The 21,761-nt window shown below is 72.0% G+C and carries 19 protein-coding genes; 8 read left to right on the forward strand and 11 right to left on the reverse strand.

Annotated features, from left to right (window positions below; all coding sequences use genetic code 11):
• Positions 1-22: 22 nt before the first annotated feature.
• The 8 genes from ACRWNP_RS25420 to ACRWNP_RS25455 form a co-directional block, all read right to left on the reverse strand.
• Positions 23-715: a nucleotidyl transferase AbiEii/AbiGii toxin family protein gene (locus ACRWNP_RS25420; protein WP_431965160.1), complete on the reverse strand. Its 693-nt coding sequence runs from the start codon at positions 713-715 to the stop codon at positions 23-25.
• Positions 716-868: 153 nt separating this feature from the next.
• Positions 869-1,339 carry a hypothetical protein gene (locus ACRWNP_RS25425; RefSeq protein ID WP_431965162.1) on the reverse strand — a complete coding sequence of 157 codons (471 nt, stop codon included), beginning with the start codon at positions 1,337-1,339 and terminating at the stop codon, positions 869-871.
• A gap of 138 nt (positions 1,340-1,477) precedes the next feature.
• Positions 1,478-2,872 (reverse strand): NAD(P)/FAD-dependent oxidoreductase, encoded by a 1,395-nt coding sequence (locus ACRWNP_RS25430; RefSeq protein WP_431965164.1) that lies wholly within the window; start codon positions 2,870-2,872, stop codon positions 1,478-1,480.
• A gap of 34 nt (positions 2,873-2,906) precedes the next feature.
• Positions 2,907-3,707 carry an ABC transporter permease gene (locus ACRWNP_RS25435; RefSeq protein WP_431965166.1) on the reverse strand — a complete coding sequence of 267 codons (801 nt, stop codon included), beginning with the start codon at positions 3,705-3,707 and terminating at the stop codon, positions 2,907-2,909.
• Positions 3,707-4,642, reverse strand: coding sequence for an ABC transporter permease (locus ACRWNP_RS25440; protein ID WP_431965168.1), 936 nt, complete (start codon positions 4,640-4,642; stop codon positions 3,707-3,709). The genes ACRWNP_RS25435 and ACRWNP_RS25440 overlap by 1 nt, the downstream gene beginning before the upstream one ends.
• Positions 4,642-5,826, reverse strand: a complete 1,185-nt coding sequence (locus tag ACRWNP_RS25445) for an ABC transporter ATP-binding protein (RefSeq protein ID WP_431965170.1) — start codon at positions 5,824-5,826, stop codon at positions 4,642-4,644. Before ACRWNP_RS25445 ends, ACRWNP_RS25440 begins: the two co-directional genes overlap by 1 nt.
• Positions 5,827-5,855: 29 nt before the next feature.
• A complete protein-coding gene (locus tag ACRWNP_RS25450) occupies positions 5,856-7,085 on the reverse strand; it encodes a polyamine ABC transporter substrate-binding protein (RefSeq protein WP_431965172.1) in 1,230 nt (409 codons plus the stop codon).
• 90 nt (positions 7,086-7,175) lie between these two features.
• The gene (locus ACRWNP_RS25455) at positions 7,176-8,693 is read right to left on the reverse strand and encodes a gamma-aminobutyraldehyde dehydrogenase (protein ID WP_431965174.1); all 1,518 of its coding nucleotides are present in this window, start codon (positions 8,691-8,693) and stop codon (positions 7,176-7,178) included.
• Between the two features lie 282 nt (positions 8,694-8,975).
• Here ACRWNP_RS25455 and ACRWNP_RS25460 point away from each other — a divergent pair, with 282 nt between their 5' ends.
• Entirely contained in the window at positions 8,976-10,625 is a 1,650-nt protein-coding gene (locus ACRWNP_RS25460) for a PucR family transcriptional regulator (RefSeq protein ID WP_431965176.1), read from the forward strand.
• An 18-nt stretch (positions 10,626-10,643) separates the two neighbouring features.
• Here ACRWNP_RS25460 and ACRWNP_RS25465 read toward each other — a convergent pair whose 3' ends face one another.
• Entirely contained in the window at positions 10,644-12,149 is a 1,506-nt protein-coding gene (locus tag ACRWNP_RS25465) for a hypothetical protein (RefSeq protein ID WP_431965178.1), read from the reverse strand.
• A gap of 114 nt (positions 12,150-12,263) precedes the next feature.
• Between ACRWNP_RS25465 and ACRWNP_RS25470 the strand changes: the two genes are divergently transcribed.
• On the forward strand, positions 12,264-13,298 hold the full coding sequence (locus ACRWNP_RS25470) for an adenosine deaminase (RefSeq protein ID WP_431965180.1): 1,035 nt from the start codon (positions 12,264-12,266) through the stop codon (positions 13,296-13,298).
• Entirely contained in the window at positions 13,286-13,948 is a 663-nt protein-coding gene (locus ACRWNP_RS25475) for a glycerophosphodiester phosphodiesterase (protein ID WP_431965182.1), read from the forward strand. Before ACRWNP_RS25470 ends, ACRWNP_RS25475 begins: the two co-directional genes overlap by 13 nt.
• A gap of 195 nt (positions 13,949-14,143) precedes the next feature.
• Here the strand turns inward: ACRWNP_RS25475 and ACRWNP_RS25480 are convergent, their stop codons facing one another.
• Positions 14,144-14,644 carry a hypothetical protein gene (locus ACRWNP_RS25480; protein ID WP_431965184.1) on the reverse strand — a complete coding sequence of 167 codons (501 nt, stop codon included), beginning with the start codon at positions 14,642-14,644 and terminating at the stop codon, positions 14,144-14,146.
• An 82-nt stretch (positions 14,645-14,726) separates the two neighbouring features.
• On the reverse strand, positions 14,727-16,163 hold the full coding sequence (locus ACRWNP_RS25485; RefSeq protein ID WP_431965186.1) for a gamma-aminobutyraldehyde dehydrogenase: 1,437 nt from the start codon (positions 16,161-16,163) through the stop codon (positions 14,727-14,729).
• Positions 16,164-16,327: 164 nt separating this feature from the next.
• Between ACRWNP_RS25485 and ACRWNP_RS25490 the strand changes: the two genes are divergently transcribed.
• The 5 genes from ACRWNP_RS25490 to ACRWNP_RS25510 all read left to right on the forward strand — a co-directional run bounded on the left by ACRWNP_RS25490 (position 16,328) and on the right by ACRWNP_RS25510 (position 21,716).
• Entirely contained in the window at positions 16,328-16,831 is a 504-nt protein-coding gene (locus tag ACRWNP_RS25490) for an Lrp/AsnC family transcriptional regulator (RefSeq protein ID WP_431965188.1), read from the forward strand.
• Between the two features lie 2 nt (positions 16,832-16,833).
• Positions 16,834-18,195 (forward strand): aspartate aminotransferase family protein, encoded by a 1,362-nt coding sequence (locus tag ACRWNP_RS25495; protein WP_431965190.1) that lies wholly within the window; start codon positions 16,834-16,836, stop codon positions 18,193-18,195.
• 494 nt (positions 18,196-18,689) lie between these two features.
• Positions 18,690-19,415, forward strand: coding sequence for an ABC transporter ATP-binding protein (locus tag ACRWNP_RS25500; RefSeq protein ID WP_431965192.1), 726 nt, complete (start codon positions 18,690-18,692; stop codon positions 19,413-19,415).
• Positions 19,397-20,551 carry a hypothetical protein gene (locus tag ACRWNP_RS25505; protein ID WP_431965194.1) on the forward strand — a complete coding sequence of 385 codons (1,155 nt, stop codon included), beginning with the start codon at positions 19,397-19,399 and terminating at the stop codon, positions 20,549-20,551. The genes ACRWNP_RS25500 and ACRWNP_RS25505 overlap by 19 nt, the downstream gene beginning before the upstream one ends.
• A 55-nt stretch (positions 20,552-20,606) precedes the next feature.
• Positions 20,607-21,716: an LOG family protein gene (locus ACRWNP_RS25510; protein WP_431965258.1), complete on the forward strand. Its 1,110-nt coding sequence runs from the start codon at positions 20,607-20,609 to the stop codon at positions 21,714-21,716.
• Positions 21,717-21,761 lie beyond the last annotated feature (45 nt).

A 21,761-nucleotide genomic window follows, 5' to 3' on the forward strand; every position in this document is an offset into this window, starting at 1 on the left:
GTCGGCGCCGGGGCGGGGAGCTTTACAGGTCGTACAGCTCGTCGGGGTGTTCCATGCCCTCCATGAGGTCCAGGCGGATGTCCTGTGCCCAGTCGAAGGCCCAGCGCTTGGCGTCGGCGACGGCCGCGGCGTCCAGTCCCTGGGCCGCGTACGCCGCGTCGTCGGCCTCGACGAGTTTGTCGAGGCGGTCGGCGAGCAGGCGCGGCTGGAGGTCCTCGTCGAGGTGGACCGCCATGGCCAGCAGCTCCCCTGGCGTGAACCAGGCGGTCAGGGCGTGGACGTCGACCAGGTCGCGCACCGTGGCGCGGTCGGCGACGGCGGCCACCTTCAGGGCGGCGCAGTCCTCCAGCGCCACCACGGGCACCGGCCTTGACAGGCCGAGGCCGACGCGGACGGGGGGACGGGACAGCGGCTGCTTGGCCACGTGGACGGTGTAGCCGGCGTCGCCCGGCGGCGTGGCGCCGAGGTGGGCGGCCAGCGGTGTGCCGGGCAGCGGGACCACGTCGTACCCGGCCCCGGTGTACGCGGCCGCGAGCGCGGCGCCGATGTCGCCGGCCGGAGTGGAGCTGAAGGTCACCAGGTCGAGATGGCGGGACGGGCGGCGGTCGAAGCCGTGCGCGATCAGCGCGAGACCGCCCGCCACGGCCAGGCCGTGGCGCCCGCAGACGGGCAGGGCGGTCTCGACGAGGTGGGCGAGGCCGGGCGTGAGGGCCATGTCAGCCCGCCGCGACGCGGGGCGCGGGAACGGGGGCGCGCCGTGGTGCGCCCGGGTGTCCGCGGCCGCTCCGGGGCCGGCCGCGGTCCGTCGGGATCATGGCACCAGTGTCGCGCACGAAGGCGTACGGCCGCCGGGCCCCCCGGCGCGGGGTCATTCACCCGGATCACGGCCGCGCCGTACCGCCACACGGGCCGCCGCCTCGTGCATGGCCAGCTCCAGGACGCCGGGGTCGGTGAGGATGCCGGTGCCGTCCGGTGGCACCAGCCAGCGGACGCCGCCGGTTGCGCGGCCGGGGTACGGGACCACGATCCAGGTGCCGGGGCCCGCGGTGCGTACACCGGTGCCGATCCACCGGGCGGCGGTGCCCGGGGGCACGAAGTAGCCCATGCGGGAGTCGCCGGAGTCGGCCAGGACCGGGCCGGGGCGGTCGGTGAGCCGGGTGAGGACGTCGAGCGTCGGGTGGCCCAGTTCGCCGGTGAGGATGAGGACGTCCCACAGCCTCCCGGCGGGCAGGAGCGTCACGCCGAGGGGATGGCGCTCCCATTCCCACCGGGTGGCGTCGGGGTCGGGTGCCACGGAAACCAGCCAATCGACCGCGCCCCGCGCGTCTGTGCCCACCATGCCGGTTCCTCCGTTCCGTGTGTGCGCTGTCGTGCTGTCACGCGGAGAGAGGGGGCCGGCGGCGGATCATTACGCGGGTTTCACCACGCCCGATGGGGTGATCCGGATCATGGGGCACCCGCGGGGTGCGGGGCCCGGTCAGCTGTCGAAGCCGAGGCCGAGCCGGTCCATCGCCTTGAGCCACAGGTTGCGGCGGCCGGCGTTGCGGTCGGCGCGGTCCAGGGACCACTTGGTGAGGCCGATGCCCGCCCACGCCAGGGGCTCGGGCGGGAAGGGCAGCGGCTTGGTGCGGACCATCCGCAGTTCGGTGCGCTCGGTGCGCTCGCCGGACAGCAGGTCGAGCATGACGTCCGCGCCGAAGCGGGTGGCGCCGACGCCGAGGCCGGTGTAGCCGGCGGCGTAGGCCACCTTCCCGTCGTGGGCGGTGCCGTAGAAGGCGGCGAAGCGGGAGCAGGTGTCGATCGCGCCGCCCCAGGAGTGGGTGAAGCGCACGCCCTCCAGCTGCGGGAAGCAGCGGAAGAAGTGTCCGGCGAGCTTCAGGTGGGTCTCCGGGCGTTCCTCACGGGCGGCGTCCAGGCGGCCGCCGTAGGGGTAGACGGCGTCGTAGCCGCCCCACAGGACGCGGTTGTCGGCGGTGAGCCGGAAGTAGTGGAACTGGTTGGCGCTGTCGCCCAGCCCCTGGCGCTTCTTCCAGCCGATCGCGCCGAGCTGCTGCGGCGTCAGCGGCTCGGTCACCAGCGCGTAGTCGTAGACGGGCACGATGTAGTGGCGCACCCGGCGCACCAGCGAGGGGAAGACGTTGGTGCCGAGCGCGACGTGCCGGGCGAAGACCCGCCCGTACGGGGTGCGCACGGCCATGCCGGAGCCGTTGTGGGCGAGCCGGGTGGCGCGGGTGTGCTCGTAGACGCGTACGCCCAGTTCCTCGCAGGCCCGCTTGAGCCCCCAGGCGAGTTTCGCCGGATGCAGCATGGCGACGCCGGTGCGGTCCCACAGGCCGCCGACGAAGGTCGGCGAGTCGACCTCGGCACGGACCTGGTCACGGTCGAGCAGCTCCAGTTCGATGTCGTGCCGGGCGGCCTCCTGCGCGGACGCCCTCAGGTCGTCGAGCTGGTAGGGCTCGGTGGCGACGTCGATCTCCCCCGAGCGTTCGAAGTCGCAGTCGATGGAGTAGCGGGCGATCGCCTCCTCGATGCCGTCGAGGTTGCGGTGGCCCAGCTCCTCCAGTCGCGCGAACTCCTCGGGCCAGCGGGCGAGTCCGTTGGCCAGGCCGTGGGTGAGGCTGGCGGCGCAGAAGCCGCCGTTGCGGCCGGACGCCGCCCAGCCCACCTCCTTGCCCTCGATCAGGACGACGTCGCGGCGCGGGTCACGCTCCTTGGCCCGCAGCGCCGTCCACAGCCCGGTGTAGCCGCCGCCGACCACCAGCAGGTCGCAGTGCTCGTCGCCGACGAGGGCGGAGCCGGCCCGCGGCCTGCCGGGGTCCTCCAGCCAGAACGGTGTCGGCTGCGCGTCAGCGAGCGAACGGGCTGGATCCATGGGGTCTCACACCTTTGCGGATGCGGTCGGCGGATCAACTATGGGCTTTCCTGCGGCGGCTGAGCAGCTGTCCGACGACGACGCAGAGCACCGCCACGACGAACATCAGCGTGCCGATGACGTTCACCTGGACGGGCAGGCCCTTCTGGGCCGCGCCCCAGACGAACATCGGGAAGGTCACGGTGGCCGGGCCGGCGTTGAACTGCGTGATGATGAAGTCGTCGATGGAGATCGCGAAGCTCAGCAGCGCTCCTGCCGCGATGCCGGGCGCGGCGATCGGGAAGGTGATCCGCCAGAACGTCGACCACGGGGTGGCGTACAGGTCCTGGGCGGCCTGCTCCAGTCGCGGGTCCATGCTCATCACGCGCGCCTTGACCGCCGTCACCACGAAGCTGAGGCAGAACATGATGTGCGCGATGAGGATGGTCCAGAAGCCGAACTGAATGCGCATGTTGAGGAACAGGGTGCCGAGCGAGGCGCCCATGACGATCTCGGGCATCGCCATCGGCAGCCAGATCAGGCCGGTCACCGGGCCGCGGCCGCGGAAGCGGTAGCGGCCGAGCGCGAAGGCGACCATGGTGCCGAGGACGGTGGCGCCGAGGGTGGCCAGGACGGCGATCTGCAGGGACAACGAGACCGAGTCGCACATGTCGCCGACGCCGCAGGGGTTCTTCCAGGCGTCGAGCGAGAAGTGGTTCCAGGAGTAGTTGAAGCGGCCCTTGGGCTGGTTGAAGGAGAAGACCAGGACGATCACGTTGGGGATCGTCATGTAGGCGAGTGCGGCCACGCCGGCGAAGACGACGAGGTGCCGTCGCACCCAGTTGAGCACGGGCATCAGACCAGCTCCTCCGTCCCCGCCTTGCGGATGTAGACGGACACGATCACCAGGATCGCGGCCATGAGCATGAAGGACAGTGCGGCGGCGGTCGGGTAGTCGAGCACCGTCAGGAACTTGGACTGGATGACGTTGCCGATCATCTGCTCGCTGGGGCTGCCCAGCAGCTCGGCGTTGATGTAGTCGCCGGAGGCGGGGATGAAGGTGAGCAGCGTGCCGGCCACGACACCGGGCAGCGAGATCGGGAAGGTCACCTTGCGGAAGGTGGTGAAGGGCCGGGCGTACAGGTCGCCCGCCGCCTCGTGCAGCCGCGGGTCGATGCGCTCCAGCGAGCTGTAGAGCGGCAGGATCATGAAGGGCAGGAAGTTGTACGTCAGGCCGCACACCACCGCCAGCGGGGTGGCCAGCACGCGGTCGTCGGTGGTGATGCCGAGGGACGCGGTGACGTTCAGGATGTGCAGTTTGTCGAGCGCGGTGACGACGTAGCCGTCGTCCGCGAGGATCGTCTTCCAGGCCAGGGTGCGGATCAGGAAGCTGGTGAAGAACGGCGCGATGACCATCACCAGCAGCACGTTCCGCCAGCGGCCCGCCTTGAAGGCGATGGTGTACGCCAGCGGGTAGCCGATCGCCAGGCACAGCGCGGTGGCGATGCCGGCATAGATCAGCGATCGCAGGTAGAAGACGTCGTACTCGGTGAACGCGTCCCAGTACGTCGCGAAGTGCCAGGTGACGCGGTAGCCGGTCTCCAGGGAGCCGGTCTGCACGGAGGTCGAGGCCTGGTAGACCATCGGGGCCGCGAAGAAGACCAGCAGCCACAGGATGCCGGGCAGCAGCAGCCAGTACGGAACGAGTCTGCGGCGCCGGGCGGCGGCGCCGGGCGGGACCGGCGGGGTCTCCGCCGGCGCCCCCGCGGGGGCGGTGGAGAGGGCGGCCATCACGCGTTGACCTCCCCGGCCTCGATGTCCTGCGCGGCGTCGAGACCGAAGGTGTGCGCGGGGCTCCAGTGCAGCACCACCTCGGCACCGGGGGCGAGGCGGCTGTCGCGCTCCACGTTCTGCGCGAAGACGGCCAGCTCCGGGCACCAGGGGCTGTTGACGACGTACTGCGTGGAGACGCCGATGAAGCTGGCGTCGACGATCCGTCCGGTGATCGTGTTGCGGCCCTCGGGGACATCGGCCGCGTCGTCGGCGTGGCCGATGGAGATCTTCTCCGGGCGCACCCCGGCGAGGAGCTTGTCGCCCGCCTGTACGGAGGGGACGCACCGCGCGGTGGGCATCGCCAGGCGGCCGTCGCCGACGCTGAGCAGCAGGTCGTCGCCGCTGGTGCCGGCGACCTCGGCCTCGATGAGGTTGGACTGGCCGAGGAAGTTGGCCACGAAGGTGGTGCGCGGGTTCTCGTACAGGTCGGTGGGGGCGCCGAGTTGCTCGATGCGGCCGGCATTCATCACGGCGATGGTGTCGGCCATGGTCATGGCCTCTTCCTGGTCGTGCGTGACGTGCACGAAGGTGATGCCGACCTCCGTCTGGATGCGCTTGAGCTCCAGCTGCATCTGACGGCGCAGCTTCAGGTCCAGGGCGCCCAGCGGCTCGTCGAGGAGCAGCACCTTGGGGTGGTTGATCAGGGCGCGGGCGACGGCGACGCGCTGCTGCTGGCCGCCGGAGAGCTGGTGCGGTTTGCGGCGGGCGAGGTGACCGAGCTCGACGAGGTCGAGCATCTCCTCGACCTGGCCCTTTACGGACTTGACGCCACGGCGGCGCAGGCCGAAGGCGACGTTCTCGTAGATGTCGAGGTGCGGGAAGAGCGCGTAGTTCTGGAAGACCGTGTTGACCGGGCGCTTGTACGGCGGCAGGCCGGTGACGTCCTGGTCGCCGATGCGGACGGTGCCGCTGCTGGGGTCCTCCAGGCCCGCGATCATGCGCAGGGTGGTGGTCTTTCCACAGCCGGAGGCGCCCAGGAGCGCGAAGAAGGAGCCCTCGGGGATGGTGAGGTCGAGCGGGTGGACGGCGGTGAAGTCGCCGTAGTCCTTGCCGATGCCGGAGAGGGTCACGGCGCCGCCCGCGGAGGCGGGGTTGTTGCTGCCGGCCGGCTCGTCGGTGAGCGGTGCGGTCTGCTGGGTCATGTCGTCAGATCCCTAACTGCGGTGGCCGGTCAGGCGCCGATGAGCTTGGCGAACTTGTCCTCGAAGGCGGTCTCCTCCTTGGAGGAGAGCGACCGGAAGGGGTGGGCCTTCGCCTTCATCTCCGCGTTGGGAATGATCAGCGGGTTGTTGGCCACATCCTTGTCGATCTTGAGGAGCTCCTCGTACACGCCTGAGCAGGGCGTGATGTAGTTGACCCATGCCGCGAGTTCGGCGGCGATCGCGGGCTGGTAGTACCAGTCGATGAGCCGCTCGGCGTTCTTGCGGTGCTTCGAGCCCGCCGGGACCAGCATGTTGTCGGTGGAGTAGATGTAGCCGGCGGGCGGGATCACGAACTTGATCTCGGGGTTGTCGGCCTGGAGCTGGACGAGGTCGCCGGCCCAGGCGACGCAGGCGGCGATGTTCCCCGAGGCGAGGCCGTCGGTGTACTCGTTGCCGGTGAACTGGCGGATCTGCTTGCTGTCCACGGCCTTCTGGACGCGGGCCACGGCGGCGTCGAAGTCGTCCGAGGTGAAGGACTCCGGCTGCTTGCCCATGTCGAGCAGGGTCATGCCTATGGTGTCGCGCATCTCGCTGAGCATCGCGACGCGGCCCTTGAGGTCGGGGTCGTCCAGCAGCTGGGAGACGCTGCCGACCTTCTTCCCCTTGGTCGCCTTCTCGTTGTAGGCGATGACGGTGGCGATGCCCTGCCACGGGTAGGAGTGGGCGCGCCCGGGGTCCCAGTCGGGGTTGCGGAAACGTTGCTCCAGGTTGGTGAAGGCGTGCGGCAGATACGTGGGGTCCAGCGGCTGGGCCCAGCCCAGGCGGATCATCCGGGCGGCCATCCAGTCGGTGAGGACGACCAGGTCACGGCCGGTGGACTGGCCGGCTGCCAGCTGCGGTTTGATCTTGGCGAAGAACTCGACATTGTCGGTGATGTCGTCGCTGTACTTGACCTTGATCCCGGTCTTCTTCTCGAAGGCCTCCAGGGTCGGCATGTGCTTCTCGTCGTCGCTCATGTCGATGTAGAGCTGCCAGTTCGAGAAGACCAGCGACTTGTCCTTGTCGGACAGGTCGTCGCTCCTGACACCGCCCTGGTTGTGGGTGGCGGCTGGGATGCCGCAGGCGGACAGCGCGCCGGCGCCCGCGACGCCGAGGCCCGCGCCGAGCACCCGGCGCCGGCTGAGGGACGCCCTCCCGTTGGTCAGGCTGCGCTCCCACGCTTTGCGTACGGGCTCGGACAGGCCCTCGAACATCTCCATTGCGGTGCGGCCTCCAGGGGCGGTGGTGCGTGGGACGGACGGACTGTCGGGCCGGTGGGGACGGTCCCGGAGGGGTGGGCGGCCAAGGGGTCAGCGGTCGCCGAAGACGGTGCGGTGCCAGTCCTTCCTGGCGACCGCGGTGTTGTCGTACATCACGTGCTTGACCTGCGTGTACTCCTCCAGGGAGTACGCCGACATGTCCTTGCCGTACCCGGAGGCCTTGAAGCCGCCGTGCGGCATCTCGCTGATGATCGGGATGTGGTCGTTCACCCAGACGCATCCAGCCTTGATCTCCCGGGTGGCACGGCCCGCGCGGAAGACGTCACGCGTCCACGCGGACGCGGCAAGACCGTACGGCGTGTCGTTGGCCAGGGCCAGACCTTCATCATCGCTGTCGAACGGCAGCACGACCAGTACCGGCCCGAAGATCTCGGACTGGACGATCTCACTGCCCTGCGCGGCGCCGGTGACCAGCGTGGGCCGGTAGTAGGCGCCCGGCGAGGCGGGGGCCTGTCCGCCGGTGACGACCGTGGCGTAGGAGCGGGCGCGCTCCACGAAACCGGCGACGCGGTCGCGCTGGGCGTGGGAGACGAGCGGGCCGAGGTCGGTCTTGGCGTCGAAGGGGTCGCCCACGTGGATGCCGGAGAAGAGGTCGGCGACACCGGCGACGAAGGCGTCGTAGAGGGGGCGCTGCACATAGGCGCGGGTGGCGGCGGTGCAGTCCTGCCCCGTGTTGATCAGGGCTCCGGCGACCGCACCGTGGACGGCCGCCTCCAGGTCCGCGTCGTCGAAGACGACGAAGGGCGCCTTGCCGCCGAGTTCCAGATGGAGCCGCTTGACGGTGGCGGTGGCGATCTCCGCGACGCGCTTGCCGACCGCGGTGGAGCCGGTGAAGGAGGTCATGGCGACGTCCGGGTGCCCCACCAGGTGCTCGCCCGCCTCCTTCCCCGAACCGGTGACGATGTTGACCACGCCCGCCGGGATACCCGCCTCGGTCGCCGCCTGCGCGAACATCAGCGAGGTCAGCGGGGTCAGCTCGGCCGGCTTGAGCACGAGGGTGTTGCCCGCGGCGATCGCCGGTAGGACCTTCCAGGCGGCCATCTGCAACGGGTAGTTCCACGGTGCGATGGAACCCACGACGCCGACGGGCTCGCGCCGCACGTAGGAGGTGTGGTCGCCGGAGTACTCCCCCGCCGCCCTGCCCTCCAGATGGCGGGCGGCGCCCGCGAAGAAGGCGGTGTTGTCGACCGTGCCCGGGACGTCGAACTCCGTGGTCAGCCGGAGCGGCTTGCCGCACTGCAACGACTCGGCGTAGGCGAACTCGGCGGCCCGCCCGGCGAGGACGGCGGCGAAGCGGTGCATGGCGTCGGAGCGCTCGCCGGGGGTGGCGCCGGCCCAGCCGGGCAGCGCCCGCGCGGCCGCGGCGACGGCGGCGTCCACGTCGGCGGTGCCGGCCAGTTCACAGGAGTACACGGTCTCGCCGGTGGCCGGGTCGACCACGGGGTGCGGCCGGCCGGAGGTGCCGCTGCGCAGGGTTCCGCCGATGAACTGGGCCCCCTCGGCGAAACGCTCCCGCACATCGAACTCGCCGTTCGCGCTGAGGTCCATCGTCTTCTCCTCGCACTCCGCTCGGCGGCGTGGCCAAAGCTGGGATTGGTGGACGATCCTGACAGAGTAGGCTCGCCCCAACAAGTGATTCCGTTGTTGCCTTTTGGTTACGCGACGAATTCTGTGTTCACCTGACAGCCCACCGCAGATCGTCACGGTGGACGATGCCGGGCGCCGGGCGCGCCGGGCAACCGACACATCGCATGTTGTGCGGCCGGGACCTTTACACCCTGGAGCTACGGTGGCACGACGTCGCACCCTGTTCCGCCCCGGAGGTCACCCGTGTTCCCCACCGTCGCCGAGGTCCTGGCACTGGACGTGCTCAGGCGGGGTTCGCCGCAGGTGGTCGCGGGCTCCGGCGGTCTGCAGCGCCCGGTGCGCTGGGTGCACATCAGCGAGCTGGCCGACATCGCGGGCATGCTCCACGGGGGCGAACTGGTCCTCACCACAGGCGTGATGCTGCCCGACGACAAGGAGTCGCTGGCGCGCTACATCGACGGCCTCGCCGACGTCGGAGCCGCCGGCCTCGTCGTCGAACTGGGCCGTCGCTACGCGGACGTCCTGCCCCGCCCCCTGGTCCGGGCCGCGGAACGGCGCGGACTGCCGCTGGTGGCCCTCCGTACCGAGGTGCGCTTCGTCGCCGTGACCGAGGCCGTGCACGCCCGCGTCGTCGACGGCCAGCTGACGCGACTGCGGGCGTCGGAGGCGGTGCATCAGATCTTCAACGAGCTGTCCGTCGAGGGCGCCGAGCCCGAGGAGGTCGTCCGCGAGGTGGCCCGGATGGCGGGCGCGCCCGTCGTACTGGAGAACCTCTCCCACCAGGTGCTCGCCTTCGACCCGGCGGGCCAGGACCCGGAGGCCCTGCTCGACGGCTGGGAACGGCGCAGCCGCGGCGTCCACCCGGCCGGCCGCACCGGCCACGACCCGCGCACCGGCTGGCTGGTCACCGCCGTGGGGGCGCGCGGCCGGGACTGGGGCAGGCTGGTGATCGTCGACGAGCCCGCGCCCGGCACGGGGCCGGAGCCGGGCGAACGCCCGCACCGCCACAGTGTGCTGCTGGAGCGGGGGGCGGCCACCCTCGCGCTCAACCGGCTGCTGGAGCGCGACCGGGAGTCCCTGGAACGGCAGACCCACAGGACCCTGCTCTCCGGCATCCTCACCCACGCCCTGACCGTCTCCGACGTGGCGTTGCGCGCCCGTGCGCTGGGCGTGCCGCTGGAGGGCCGGCGGCTGGTCGGCGTGATGCTGCGGCTGCGCGGGGGACCGGCCTCGGCAGCCCTGGAGGCGCAGGCCCGGCTGCGGGACTTCACCGAGACCGCGGGCCAGGCCGTGCGCGAGCGCGGCCTGACCGCGCTCACCGGCACCCTCGACGACGGCGGCGTCGGCGTGCTGGTCTCCCTCGGCCCGTCCGACCACGAGCACACCGCGCTGGAGGAATTCGCCGCCGCGCTCACCCGGCTGACCGAGCCCGCCCCCGACGGCGGTCCCGCCTTCGTCATGGCGGCCGGCTCCTCGGTCGGCTCGCTGCGCGACGCCCGCCGCACCCTGCTGGAGGCCGCGCAGGTCGCGGACGCCGCGATGCACGGGGGCCGCAAGGCGGGCACTTTCTACCGGCTGCCGGACGTCCGGCTGCGCGGCCTGCTGCACCTGCTGCGCGACGACGCACGGCTGCAGACGTACGTCGAGCGCGAGCTCGGCCCGCTGCTCGCGTTCGACGCCGAGCACGGCACGGACCTCGTCCGGATCCTCACCGTCTACCTGGACGCCGGCCGCAACAAGTCGGCCGCGGCCGACGCCGCGCACCTGTCGCGGCCCTCCTTCTACGACCGCCTGCACCGCGTCGAGCGCGTCCTCGGCATCGACCTGGACCAGGTCGAGTCCTGCCTCTCGCTGCACGTGGCCCTGCTGGCGCTGGACGCCGTGCGGCGCTGAGGCCCCGCGGCGCACCCGTTACGGGATGTCCAGGTGCCAGTAGGTGTAGTCGTAGTCGAAACCGGGCGCGACCTCGACCTGGAAGCTGCCGTCCTCGTCGTCCTTCGGCACGACGACGGTGATCTGCCTGGTCGCGCTCTCCCCCGGCGCCAGTTCGTCGGGCAGGCCGACACCGGTGGTCAGGTCGCGCAGGCTCTCCTCCTCGTAGTCCTCCCCGTAGGCCGAGACCTCACTCTCGCCCAGGTCGGCGGTCTCGTCGCCGGTGTTCTCCAACTCGATGGAGAAGGTGACGGGGGTGCCCTCCCCGACCAGGCCCGTCGGGAGGTCGGTCGCCGGGTGGACGTCCGAGATCGTGACGTGGACCCCGTCGTCGTAGAGCGCGGTGCCGTCGACGTCCAGCGGGTCCCCCCAGTCGCCGTTCCGCGAGGTGATGAGGTCGTCGCCCCGTCCGTCGAACCAGCCGTCGTCGATCCCGCCGATCAGCAGGGCGATCATGGCGCCCGACAGGAGGACGGAGATGATCCCGAGGATCAGACCGGTCATCGCCTGCGGCCGGTTGGTCGCCTCGCCCCGCCGGGCGATCCGCAGACCGACGATGCCGCAGGCGAGGGCCGCGATGCCGAGCGGGAGGCCGAGGAAGGACCCGAAGCAGGAGATGGCCAGGACGGCGCCCACGATGCCCAGGATCATCGCCGTCAGGCCGATGCCGTTGCGGGCGACGGGTGGTGCCCATCCGCCGTACGGGCCCATCGCGTAGCCGGGGTGGGCGGGGTATCCGGGTTGCGGCGGGTATCCGGGGTAGCCGGGGTACGCCGGGTACGTGGGGTAACCGGGCGGCCCGGGGGGTCCGGGGTGACCGGGGAAGGTGGCGTGGGGCGGCTGCGGGGGCACGGCCGCCGCCTCGTCCGGGGCGGGCGGCGCCCATGGATCGCGCGGCTGATCCTCCGGCCCGGGCGCGGGCGCGTCCTCGGGCACCGGGCGTTTGGTCAGCGTCACGTTCTCCTGCGGCGCCTGCGGGACGGGCGGCGCCCAGGGGTTGTACCCGGCCGGCACACCCGGCTGCCCGTACCCGGGAGCGACCGGCACCGGCGGCGCCCACGGATCCCGCGGCCCGGGCACCCCGGCGGGGGGCGCGGCGGCGGCCCCGGAAACGGGCCCGAAGCCGGCGACCGGCGCCTGGGCAGGCGCGGCATCCGCGGCCGGCGCGTCAGCAGGAGGCACGGCATCCGCGGGCGCCGCGTCTCCCGGCACCTTCGTGCCCCCGTCGTCCGCAGCCACTGCGGCGTCCCCGGCAAACGAGGCGCCGGGCTCGGTGTCCGCGACCGGTCCGTCGGCGGACGGCGCATCCTGGGCAGCCGGGGCATCGGCCGCGGCGTCCGCCGGCGCCACGGGCGCCGGGGTGGGCAGCTCGAAGCCGGGTGCGGGCCGTGCGTCCGCCGGGGCCGCCGAGGACGAGGGGGCCGCCGCTGCGGGGGTGTCGCTCGCGGCGTCGCGCGGCGTCGGGTTCTCGGGGTCGTGGGACATCGCTGCCTTCCTGGTGGCTACGTCGGGCAATGCTATGGCCTGCGAAGACACCGGGAGGCGGCAATTTCGCGTTTACGATGTCGGTTGCCGACCACCCCGCAGGAGGATCACCCCATGTCCGACACCGCGTCAGCCCTCGACGCCTTCATCGCGGGGCTCCCCAAGGCAGAGCTCCACGTGCACCACGTCGGCTCGGCCTCACCCCGCATCGTGGCGGAGCTGGCCGCGCGGCACCCGGATTCCAAGGTGCCCACCGACCCCGCCGCCCTCGCCGAGTACTTCAGCTTCCGGGACTTCGCCCACTTCATCGAGGTCTACCTCTCCGTCGTCGACCTGATCCGCGACGCGGAGGACGTGCGCCTGCTGACGTACGAGGTCGCCCGCGACATGGTGCGGCAGAACATCCGCTACGCCGAGCTGACCGTGACCCCGTACAGCTCGGTGCGCCGCGGCATCCCGGACCGGGCCTTCGTGGAGGCGATCGAGGACGCCCGCAAGGCGGCCGAGGCGGAGTTCGGCATCGTGCTGCGCTGGTGCTTCGACATCCCGGGCGAGGCCGGACTGACCTCCGCCGAGGAGACCGCGCGCATCGCCACCCAGCTGCAGCCCGACGGGCTGGTGAGCTTCGGTCTGGGCGGACCCGAGATCGGTGTGCCGCGGCCCCAGTTCAAGCCGTACTTCGAGCGCGCCCGCGCGATCGGCCTGCACAGCGTGCCGCACGCGGGTGAGACCACCGGCCCGCAGACGATCTGGGACGCCATCAACGAGCTGGGCGCCGAGCGCATCGGCCACGGCACCAGCGCCACCCAGGACCCGCGCCTGCTGGACCACCTGGGCGAGCACCGCGTCCCGCTGGAGGTCTGCCCGACCTCCAACATCGCCACCCGCGCCGTCGCCACGCTCGACGAGCACCCCCTCAAGGAGATGGTGGCCGCGGGACTCCTCGTCACCATCAGCAGCGACGACCCGCCGATGTTCGGCACCGACCTCAACACCGAGTACGCGGTGGCCGCGCGGCTGCTGCAGCTCGACGAGGGCGGCCTGGCGCAGCTCGCCAGGAACGCAGTCGAGGCCTCCTTCCTCGACGCACCCGGCAAGGCGAAGCTCACCGCCGAGATCGACTCCTACCTGGCGGGATGGCAGCGCTAGCGATCGCCCACCGCGGCGACCCGTACCGCCACAGCGAGAACACCCTGCCCTCGCTGCGCAGCGCGCTGCGCGCGGGGGCGGACGCGGTGGAGATGGACGTACGGCTGACCCGCGACGGGGTGCCGGTGCTGCTCCACGACCCCACGCTCAAGCGGCTGTGGGGTGTGGAGTCCGCCGTCGCGGACCTCGCGGCGGACCGGCTGCCGCCGGGCGTGCCGGCCCTCCACGAGGCGCTGGCCGCCGTGGACGGCTGCCGGGCCCTGGTCGACCTCACCCTGCCGGAGTCCGCGGGTCCCGTGCTGTCCGCGGTCCGGGACGCGGGCGCCGGGGACCGCACCTACTACTGCGGCGAGGCGGCCGCCGTGCTGGCGGTCCGGGACCGCGACCCGGCCGCCGAGATCGCGCTGACCTGGAAGACCTCAGCGCCCGTGCCCGCGCTGCTGCTGTCGGAACTGCGGCCGCGCTGGATCAACCTGCGGTTCGGGCTGGTGAGCGCGCCCCTGATGGGGTGGGCGCGCGGCGAGGGCCTGCTGGTCGGCGCGTGGACGGTGGATCTGCGCCGGACGATGCGACGGCTGGCGCGGCTCGGCGTGGACGCGGTCACGAGCAACCGCATCGACGTGCTGCGCGCGGAGTTCGGCGGCCGGTGAGCTTCTCCCGCCCGGCCGCGAGCACCGGGCGTTCCTCCGCGGTGATGCCGCGGGCGAAGAACAGCCCCCACCGATCACGGTGAGGCCCGCCAGGGCGCCGGGTGCGCCGAGGCCGTGCGGCGCCGTACGCCGGGTGCATCAGCCGTGCGCGCCAGGGAGACCGGGCGGCGGACGCCCGCGGCAACCGCCGGTCCGTCAGACGCCGGCCGGCACGGCTGACACTGTGTCAAAGCGCTCCAGCCGCTTGATCATCCCACGCAGGATCAGCAGCGGCACGATCCCGAAGACGCCGAAGGCCATGTCGACCGGCATCCACCACAGCGGCAGGCCGCGCAGCGGGATGCAGATCGCGGCGAGCGGGATGATCCCGATGCAGGCGATCATCGCCCACTCCACGACCCACACATTGCGCACAGGATCGCGCCAGACGCCGTAGAAGGCGACGGCGATCACCAGGTGGGCGAAGGCGAGCCAGTCCGTGCCGTAGAGCATGAACGGGTACTTCGCGTCGGTGGCGTCCAGCCCCTCCCGCACCTGGGAGATCCAGTCGCCGACGGCCCCGGGCAGACCCCAGCCGTCCACCCACCGCACCTCGTGCACGAGCGGGAACGCGGTCGCGCCGCTCAGCACCAGGCACACCACGAAGACAACGAGCCAGGCGCGTATGCGCCGTTCAAGAGATCTTCGATCCTTCATGGTCCGGAGCGTACGCGCACATGCCACGGCCCCGGACGCGGGGTCGCACCGGGGCCGTGACGTGGGCTCGCGCCCCGCGGCGTCAGCCGTCCAGGGACGTCATGACGTGCTTGATGCGCGTGTAGTCCTCGAAGCCGTAGGCGGAAAGGTCCTTGCCGTAGCCGGACTTCTTGAAGCCGCCGTGCGGCATCTCGGCGACCAGCGGGATGTGGGTGTTGATCCACACGCAGCCGAAGTCGAGGCGCTTGGACATGCGCATCGCGCGCGCGTGGTCCTTGGTCCACACCGAGGAGGCCAGGGCGTACTCGACGCCGTTCGCCCAATCGACGGCCTGGTCCTCGTCGGAGAAGGACTGGACGGTGATGACCGGGCCGAAGACCTCGTTCTGGATGATCTCGTCGTCCTGCTTGAGGCCGGAGACGACGGTCGGGGCGTAGAAGTAGCCCTGCTCCCCGACCCGGTGGCCGCCGGCCTCGACCTTGGCGTGCGCCGGGAGGCGCTCGATGAAGCCGGTGACCTGGGCGAGCTGGTTGGCGTTGTTCAGCGGGCCGTACAGCACGTCCTCGTCGTCCGGGGCGCCGGTCTTGGTCTCGGCGGCGGTCTTGGCGAGCTGGGCCACGAACTCGTCGTGGATCGACTCGTGGACCAGGACCCGGGTGGCGGCGGTGCAGTCCTGGCCGGCGTTGAAGTAGCCGGCGACGGCGATGTCCTCGACCGCCTTGGCGATGTCGGTGTCCGGGAAGACCACGACCGGTGCCTTGCCGCCGAGTTCGAGGTGGACCCGCTTGACGTCCTTGGCGGCGCTGCCGGCCACCTGGATGCCGGCCCGGACCGAGCCGGTGATGGAGGCCATCGCCGGGGTCGGGTGCTCGACCATCAGCCGACCCGTCTCGCGGTCGCCGCACACGACGTTGAAGACGCCCTTGGGCAGGATCTCGCCGATGATCTCGGCGATCAGCACGGTGGAGGCCGGGGTGGTGTCCGAGGGCTTGAGCACGACCGTGTTGCCCGCGGCGATCGCCGGGGCGAACTTCCACACGGCCATCATCATCGGGTAGTTCCACGGCGCGACCTGGGCGCAGACGCCGACCGGCTCGCGGCGGACGATCGAGGTCATGCCCTCCATGTACTCGCCGGCCGAGCGGCCCTCGAGCAGGCGGGCGGCACCCGCGAAGAAGCGGATCTGGTCGACCATCGGAGGGATCTCCTCGCTGGCGGTCAGACCGATCGGCTTGCCGGTGTTCTCGCTCTCGACGGCCACGAGCTCGTCCGCGCGCGCCTCGAAGGCGTCGGCGATCTTCAGCAGCGCCTTCTGGCGCTCGGAGGGCGTCGTGTCGCGCCAGGCCGGGAAGGCGGCCGCGGCGGCGGCCATGGCCGCGTCGACATCGGCGGCGGCGGAGAGCGGGGCGGTCGCGTAGACCTCGCCGGTGGCGGGGTTCACCACGTCGGTGGTGCGCCCGTCGGCGGCGTCGCGGAATTCTCCGTTGATGTGGTTGCGCAAGGTACGGAGCTCGCTCACTGCACCTCTCCCTGTTCCTGTCCGATGTGTGAGACGGACACCAGCCTACCGGCAGCACTGCCGTATTCGGCATAGCCGAAACTCCGAGACAATGGATTCCGTCAGTTTCGACCCCTCAAACCACGGATTTCATCGATCGGGGGTTGCGTGACGGCTGACCTCTCGTGCAGAGTGGGGGCGTGGCCACTCGTACTCCGGATCACAGGGGCTCCACCGGTGCCTCCGTGATCGATTCCGTCTCCAAGGCGATCATCGAACAGCTCCAGGAGGACGGCAGGCGTCCGTACGCCGCCATCGGCAAGGCCGTGGGCCTGTCCGAGGCGGCCGTACGGCAGCGCGTGCAGAAGCTGCTCGATCAGGGCGTCATGCAGATCGTCGCCGTCACCGACCCGCTCACCGTGGGGTTCCAGAGGCAGGCGATGGTCGGCATCAACGTCGAGGGCGACATCGAACACGTCGCCGACGCGCTCGCGGAGATGACGGAGGTCGAGTACGTCGTCGTGACCGCGGGCTCCTTCGATCTGCTGATCGAGATCGTCTGCGAGGACGACGACCATCTCCTGGAGACGATCAACAAGCGGATCCGCACGCTGCCCGGCGTGCGGTCCACCGAGAGCTTCGTCTACCTCAAGCTCCGGAAGCAGACCTACACCTGGGGAACCAGATAGCCATGAGCGCGGACCTTTCCAAGACCGCGTACGACCACCTGTGGATGCACTTCACCCGCATGTCGTCGTACGAGAACGCCCCTGTGCCGACCATCGTGCGCGGCGAGGGCACGTACATCTACGACGACAAGGGCAAGCGCTACATCGACGGCCTCGCGGGGCTGTTCGTGGTCAACGCCGGCCACGGCCGCGTGGAGCTCGCCGAGACCGCCTACAAGCAGGCCCAGGAGCTCGCCTTCTTCCCGGTGTGGAGCTACGCCCACCCCAAGGCCGTCGAGCTCGCCGACCGCCTGGCCGACTACGCCCCCGGCGACCTCAACAAGGTCTTCTTCACCACCGGCGGCGGCGAGGCCGTCGAGACCGCCTGGAAGCTCGCCAAGCAGTACTTCAAGCTCACCGGCAAGCCGACCAAGTACAAGGTCATCTCGCGCGCCGTCGCCTACCACGGCACCCCCCAGGGCGCCCTGTCCATCACCGGCCTGCCCGGCCTGAAGGCCCCCTTCGAGCCGCTGGTCCCCGGCGCCCACAAGGTGCCCAACACCAACATCTACCGCGCGCCGCTCTTCGGCGACGACCCCGAGGCCTTCGGCCGCTGGGCCGCGGACCAGATCGAGCAGCAGATCCTCTTCGAGGGCCCCGACACCGTCGCGGCCGTCTTCCTGGAGCCGGTGCAGAACGCCGGCGGCTGCTTCCCGCCCCCGCCCGGGTACTTCCAGCGGGTCCGCGAGATCTGCGACCGGTACGACGTGCTGCTCGTCTCCGACGAGGTCATCTGCGCCTTCGGCCGGCTCGGCACGATGTTCGGCTGCGACAAGTTCGGCTACGTCCCGGACATGATCACCTGCGCCAAGGGCATGACCTCGGGCTATTCCCCCATCGGCGCGTGCATCATCTCCGACCGCATCGCCGAGCCCTTCTACAAGGGCGACAACACCTTCCTGCACGGCTACACCTTCGGCGGCCACCCGGTGTCGTCGGCGGTCGCCCTGGCCAACCTCGACATCTTCGAGCGCGAGCAGCTCAACCAGCACGTGCTCGACAACGAGGGCGCCTTCCGCGCCACCCTGGACAAGCTCCACGACCTGCCGATCGTCGGCGACGTCCGCGGGAACGGTTTCTTCTACGGGATCGAACTGGTGAAGGACAAGGTCACCAAGGAGACCTTCACCGACGAGGAGACCGAGCGCGTCCTGTACGGCTTCCTCAGCAAGGCGCTCTTCGAGAACGGCCTCTACTGCCGCGCCGACGACCGCGGCGACCCGGTCGTCCAGCTCGCGCCGCCGCTGATCGCCGACCAGTCGACGTTCGACGAGATCGAGGGCGTCCTGCGTACCGTCCTCACGGAGGCCTGGACCAAGCTCTGACGGTCCCCGTCGACGTACGGCATCCAGCGGTCGGGGCCGCCCTCCGCCGTGAGGGCGGCCCCGACCGTTCGTCGGACCCCGCTCACTTCAGAGCGGCACGCCACCGGCCGCCACGGGCGCGACGCCGGTGGCGCCGGCGAACGCCCACCGCGGGACTGGCCTTGCGCGGGTTCGGGTGGTTCCGGCGCACGTCATATCGGCGCCCGGCCCGACCGGCACGTTGTGTCGCCTTGCCGTCGTGACGGTCGTGCCGGTGACCGCGATGCCGGCGGCGCGGGCAGCAGGCCCGGCGACCGCCAAAGGCACCGCCGCCACGTCCCGTCACAGCCGCACGACAAGCGGGTGAACGGATGACCTTCCCGGCGAACCCCTCTCCCGCTACGCCGCACGGGTGGGCGCGGGCCGGAAACACACCACGGTGACCGCGGGCGGGGGCCGTGGGGCACGTACGGTGCCGCAGTGACCCGGACTCCCCGCGTTCGTTAGAGGCCAACGTGAACCCACCCGACAACGACGTGCTGTGGGCCCGCGGCCTGCGCCACGCGCACGACCGCTCACCCGCTCTGCTCGGCGTGTCCCTCGGCGTACGGGAGGGCGAGATCCTCGGCGTCCTCGGACCGCACGGCGCGGGGAAGACCACCCTGTTGCGCTGCCTGTCCGGCGAACTGCTCCCCGAGCAGGGCGAGGTGTGGTTCAACAGCTCCCCCGTCCACACCCTCGGCGCCACCGCCCGCGAGCGGCTGCGCCGTGAGCGCTTCGGCTGGATCGACAGCAGCCCGCAGCTGCTGCCCGAACTGACCGTCCGTGAGAACGCCGCGCTGCCGCTCCTGCTGTGCGGCGTCCCGTACCGCACGGCCCGCGCCGCCGCGCAGGAGTGGCTGGACCGGCTGGACATCGGCGGCGCGGCCCGCAAGCGTCCCGGCCGGCTGCTGCAGGCCGAGCGGCAGCGGGTGGCGATCGCCCGGGCCCTGGTCAACCGGCCCTCCGTGGTCTTCGCCGACGAACCGACCGCCCCGCTGCACCGCGCGGACCGCGCCCAGGTGCTGCGCATGCTGACCAGCGCCGCCCGCTCGCACGGCATCACCGTGGTGCTCGCCTCCAACGAGCCCGAGGTCGTCTCGCTCGCCGACCGGGTGGTCACCCTCGTCGACGGGCGCTTCGAGGCCGCCATGCCGCAACAGGACCGGGAGGACGCCGACTCGTGCTCAGCCTCCGTGTAGCCCTCGGCTCCCGGCCGGAGGTGCTGCTGCGCCGGCTGCTGGTCGTCGCCGCGGCCGCGGGCACGGGGTTCCTGCTGCTCGCCGTGCTCGGGCACGCCCTTGCCCACCCCGGGGACGCCCCGGACGGGCTGGTCCGGCTGCTCTGGTGCGCCGTGCCGTTCGCCGCCACCGTCCATCTGTCGGTGCTCGTGGCCCGAACGGAACCGAGCGGACGGCTGCACGCGGGCCTGGCCGCGGCCGGACTCGGCCGGCACGGGCTGCCCCTGCTGGCCGCGGCGAGCTCCGCCCTGAACTGCGGCCTGGGCGTCCTGATCGCGCTCCTGGGCTTCCTCTGCCTCCGCGGTGACCTGCCCGGCCCACACCTCAGCGGTGCCGCGGGGGCGCTGGGCGCGGAGCGCGAACTCCCGCTCGCCGGGGCGCTGACCCTGCCGGCCACGCTGCCCCTGGCCGCGGCGGTCTCGGCCGCGATCGTGCTGCGGCCGCGCCGGTCCCGTGGGGGCGAACCCGCCGCCCTCGCGGGCGGCACACCGCCCGGCCTGCCGTGGGGTGCCGCCCTCATCGCGATCGGCCTGGCCGTACAGGTCTCCACGGCCGGGAAGGCCGGTGCCCCGGGACCCGGCGGCACGCTCCCGCTGCCGGGCGGTCTCGGCCAGGTCGCGCCCGCCGTCGTCGGCGGCTGGCTGCTGGCCGCCACGGGCATGGTGCTGGCCATGCCGGGCCTCGTCCATCTGTGCGGACGGCTGCTGGCGGCGTACCGGCCGAGTGCCCTGCGGCTCCTCGCGGGCCGGGCCCTCCAGGAGGAGGCGGCGCTCGTCGGCCGCCCGCTGGGCGCGCTGTGCGCGGTGGCCGCCACCGCCCTCGCCGGCAGCGACCGGTTCGGCGCCGCGGCGCACCCCGTAGGACCGCTCACCGTGCTCGGCGCTGTCCTGGTCGTCCTGTCGGCGGCCGCGACCGCCCTCACCGCGACCGTGGACGCCAAGCGCGCCCGCCGTCCGGCCACCGCCGCCCTCAGCCGGCTCGGCGCGCCCGCCGCCCTGCTGCGCAACGCGGCCGCCGTGCGGGCCCTCGTGGTCCTCGGCGCGGTGCTGCCGCTGACCCTGCTCATCGCCCACCTGGGCACAGTGCCGCTGCCGTAGCGCCGTGCGCGGGGTGCGGAACCCCGCGGCGGCGGCTCCCGCCGCGGGCGCTAGGGTGGCGGGCGTGCTGTCGCCGAACGATCACGAGATAGAGACCCTCGAGGAGTTCGACCGCATCGCCGCGTCGGGCTCGCTGCGCGGACACCGCGTCCAGTCGGTCGACCTGACGTCCCGTACGCCCGCCCTGTTGTCCGCCGACACGACCGAGGCCGTGTTCCTGGGCTGCCCCATGGAGCCGGAGGCGGCCGCCCACGTCCGCGCCGGCGGCGCCATGGTCTTCCCCCCGGTCCCGGACCTGCCCTTCGACCCTTACCGGGGTTCGCTCTACGGCCCGGACGCCCTGTTCGAGGGCCTCGGCGAGGGTTACGAGGCGACGCCGGACGCCCGCGCCTACCAGTGGTTCCTGCGTACCCGGGGCAGCGGCGACATCTACGCGTCGATGCTCCGCAGCATCCACGACGACGCGGTCTCCGACGCCTTCGACGAACTCGTCGCGGACTCCCGCGTCGTGGGCGTCATGGGCGGTCACGCCATGGAGCGCGGCACCGACGCGTACGCGGGCGCCGCCCGCCTCGGCCGGGCGCTGGCCCGCGAGGGTCTGACCGTGGCCACGGGCGGCGGACCCGGCGCCATGGAGGCGGCCAACCTCGGCGCCTACGCCGCGCCCTTCGACGACACGATGCTCGTCCAGGCCCTGGAGGCGGTGGCCAAGGTCCCCTCCTTCCGCCCGTCGGTCACGGACTGGGCGCGCGTCGCCTTCGACGTGCGCGACCGCTGGCCCGGCGGCGGTGCCTCCATCGGCGTGCCGACGTGGTTCTACGGCCACGAGCCGCCGAACGCCTTCGCCGCGCACATCGCCAAGTACTTCGCCAACGCCACCCGCGAGGACGGCCTGCTCGCCCGCTGCACCGCCGGGGTCGTCTTCCTGCCGGGGGCCGCGGGCACCGTCCAGGAGATCTTCGACAACAGCACGCCGAACTACTACGAGTCCAACGGCACTCCCCGCCCCATGGTGCTGGTCGACCGCGACCACTGGACCCGGCGCCTCCCGGCGTGGCCCCTGCTCCAGGCGCTCGCCGAAGACCGCCCCATGGAGCCTCGCATCGCGCTCGTCGACTCCGTCGAGGACGCCCCGCAGGCCCTGGCACGCCTGACGCGGGGTTGACGCGGGGTTGACGCGGGCTCCGGGGCCCGTACGACCAGGGCCGGG

It is taken from the genome of Actinacidiphila sp. bgisy160 (genome assembly GCF_965342435.1).
Classification (GTDB): Bacteria; Actinomycetota; Actinomycetes; order Streptomycetales; family Streptomycetaceae; genus Actinacidiphila.

Bases quoted from the DNA above. Each gene is read 5' to 3' on its own strand.
- ACRWNP_RS25420 (WP_431965160.1), bottom strand. From the start codon at position 715: ATGGCCCTCACGCCCGGCCTCGCCCACCTCGTCGAGACCGCCCTGCCC.
- ACRWNP_RS25425 (WP_431965162.1), bottom strand. From the start codon at position 1,339: ATGGTGGGCACAGACGCGCGGGGCGCGGTCGATTGGCTGGTTTCCGTG.
- ACRWNP_RS25430 (WP_431965164.1), bottom strand. From the start codon at position 2,872: ATGGATCCAGCCCGTTCGCTCGCTGACGCGCAGCCGACACCGTTCTGG.
- ACRWNP_RS25435 (WP_431965166.1), bottom strand. From the start codon at position 3,707: ATGCCCGTGCTCAACTGGGTGCGACGGCACCTCGTCGTCTTCGCCGGC.
- ACRWNP_RS25440 (WP_431965168.1), bottom strand. From the start codon at position 4,642: ATGGCCGCCCTCTCCACCGCCCCCGCGGGGGCGCCGGCGGAGACCCCG.
- ACRWNP_RS25445 (WP_431965170.1), bottom strand. From the start codon at position 5,826: ATGACCCAGCAGACCGCACCGCTCACCGACGAGCCGGCCGGCAGCAAC.
- ACRWNP_RS25450 (WP_431965172.1), bottom strand. From the start codon at position 7,085: ATGGAGATGTTCGAGGGCCTGTCCGAGCCCGTACGCAAAGCGTGGGAG.
- ACRWNP_RS25455 (WP_431965174.1), bottom strand. From the start codon at position 8,693: ATGGACCTCAGCGCGAACGGCGAGTTCGATGTGCGGGAGCGTTTCGCC.
- ACRWNP_RS25465 (WP_431965178.1), bottom strand. From the start codon at position 12,149: ATGTCCCACGACCCCGAGAACCCGACGCCGCGCGACGCCGCGAGCGAC.
- ACRWNP_RS25470 (WP_431965180.1), top strand. From the start codon at position 12,264: ATGTCCGACACCGCGTCAGCCCTCGACGCCTTCATCGCGGGGCTCCCC.
- ACRWNP_RS25475 (WP_431965182.1), top strand. From the start codon at position 13,286: ATGGCAGCGCTAGCGATCGCCCACCGCGGCGACCCGTACCGCCACAGC.
- ACRWNP_RS25480 (WP_431965184.1), bottom strand. From the start codon at position 14,644: ATGAAGGATCGAAGATCTCTTGAACGGCGCATACGCGCCTGGCTCGTT.
- ACRWNP_RS25495 (WP_431965190.1), top strand. From the start codon at position 16,834: ATGAGCGCGGACCTTTCCAAGACCGCGTACGACCACCTGTGGATGCAC.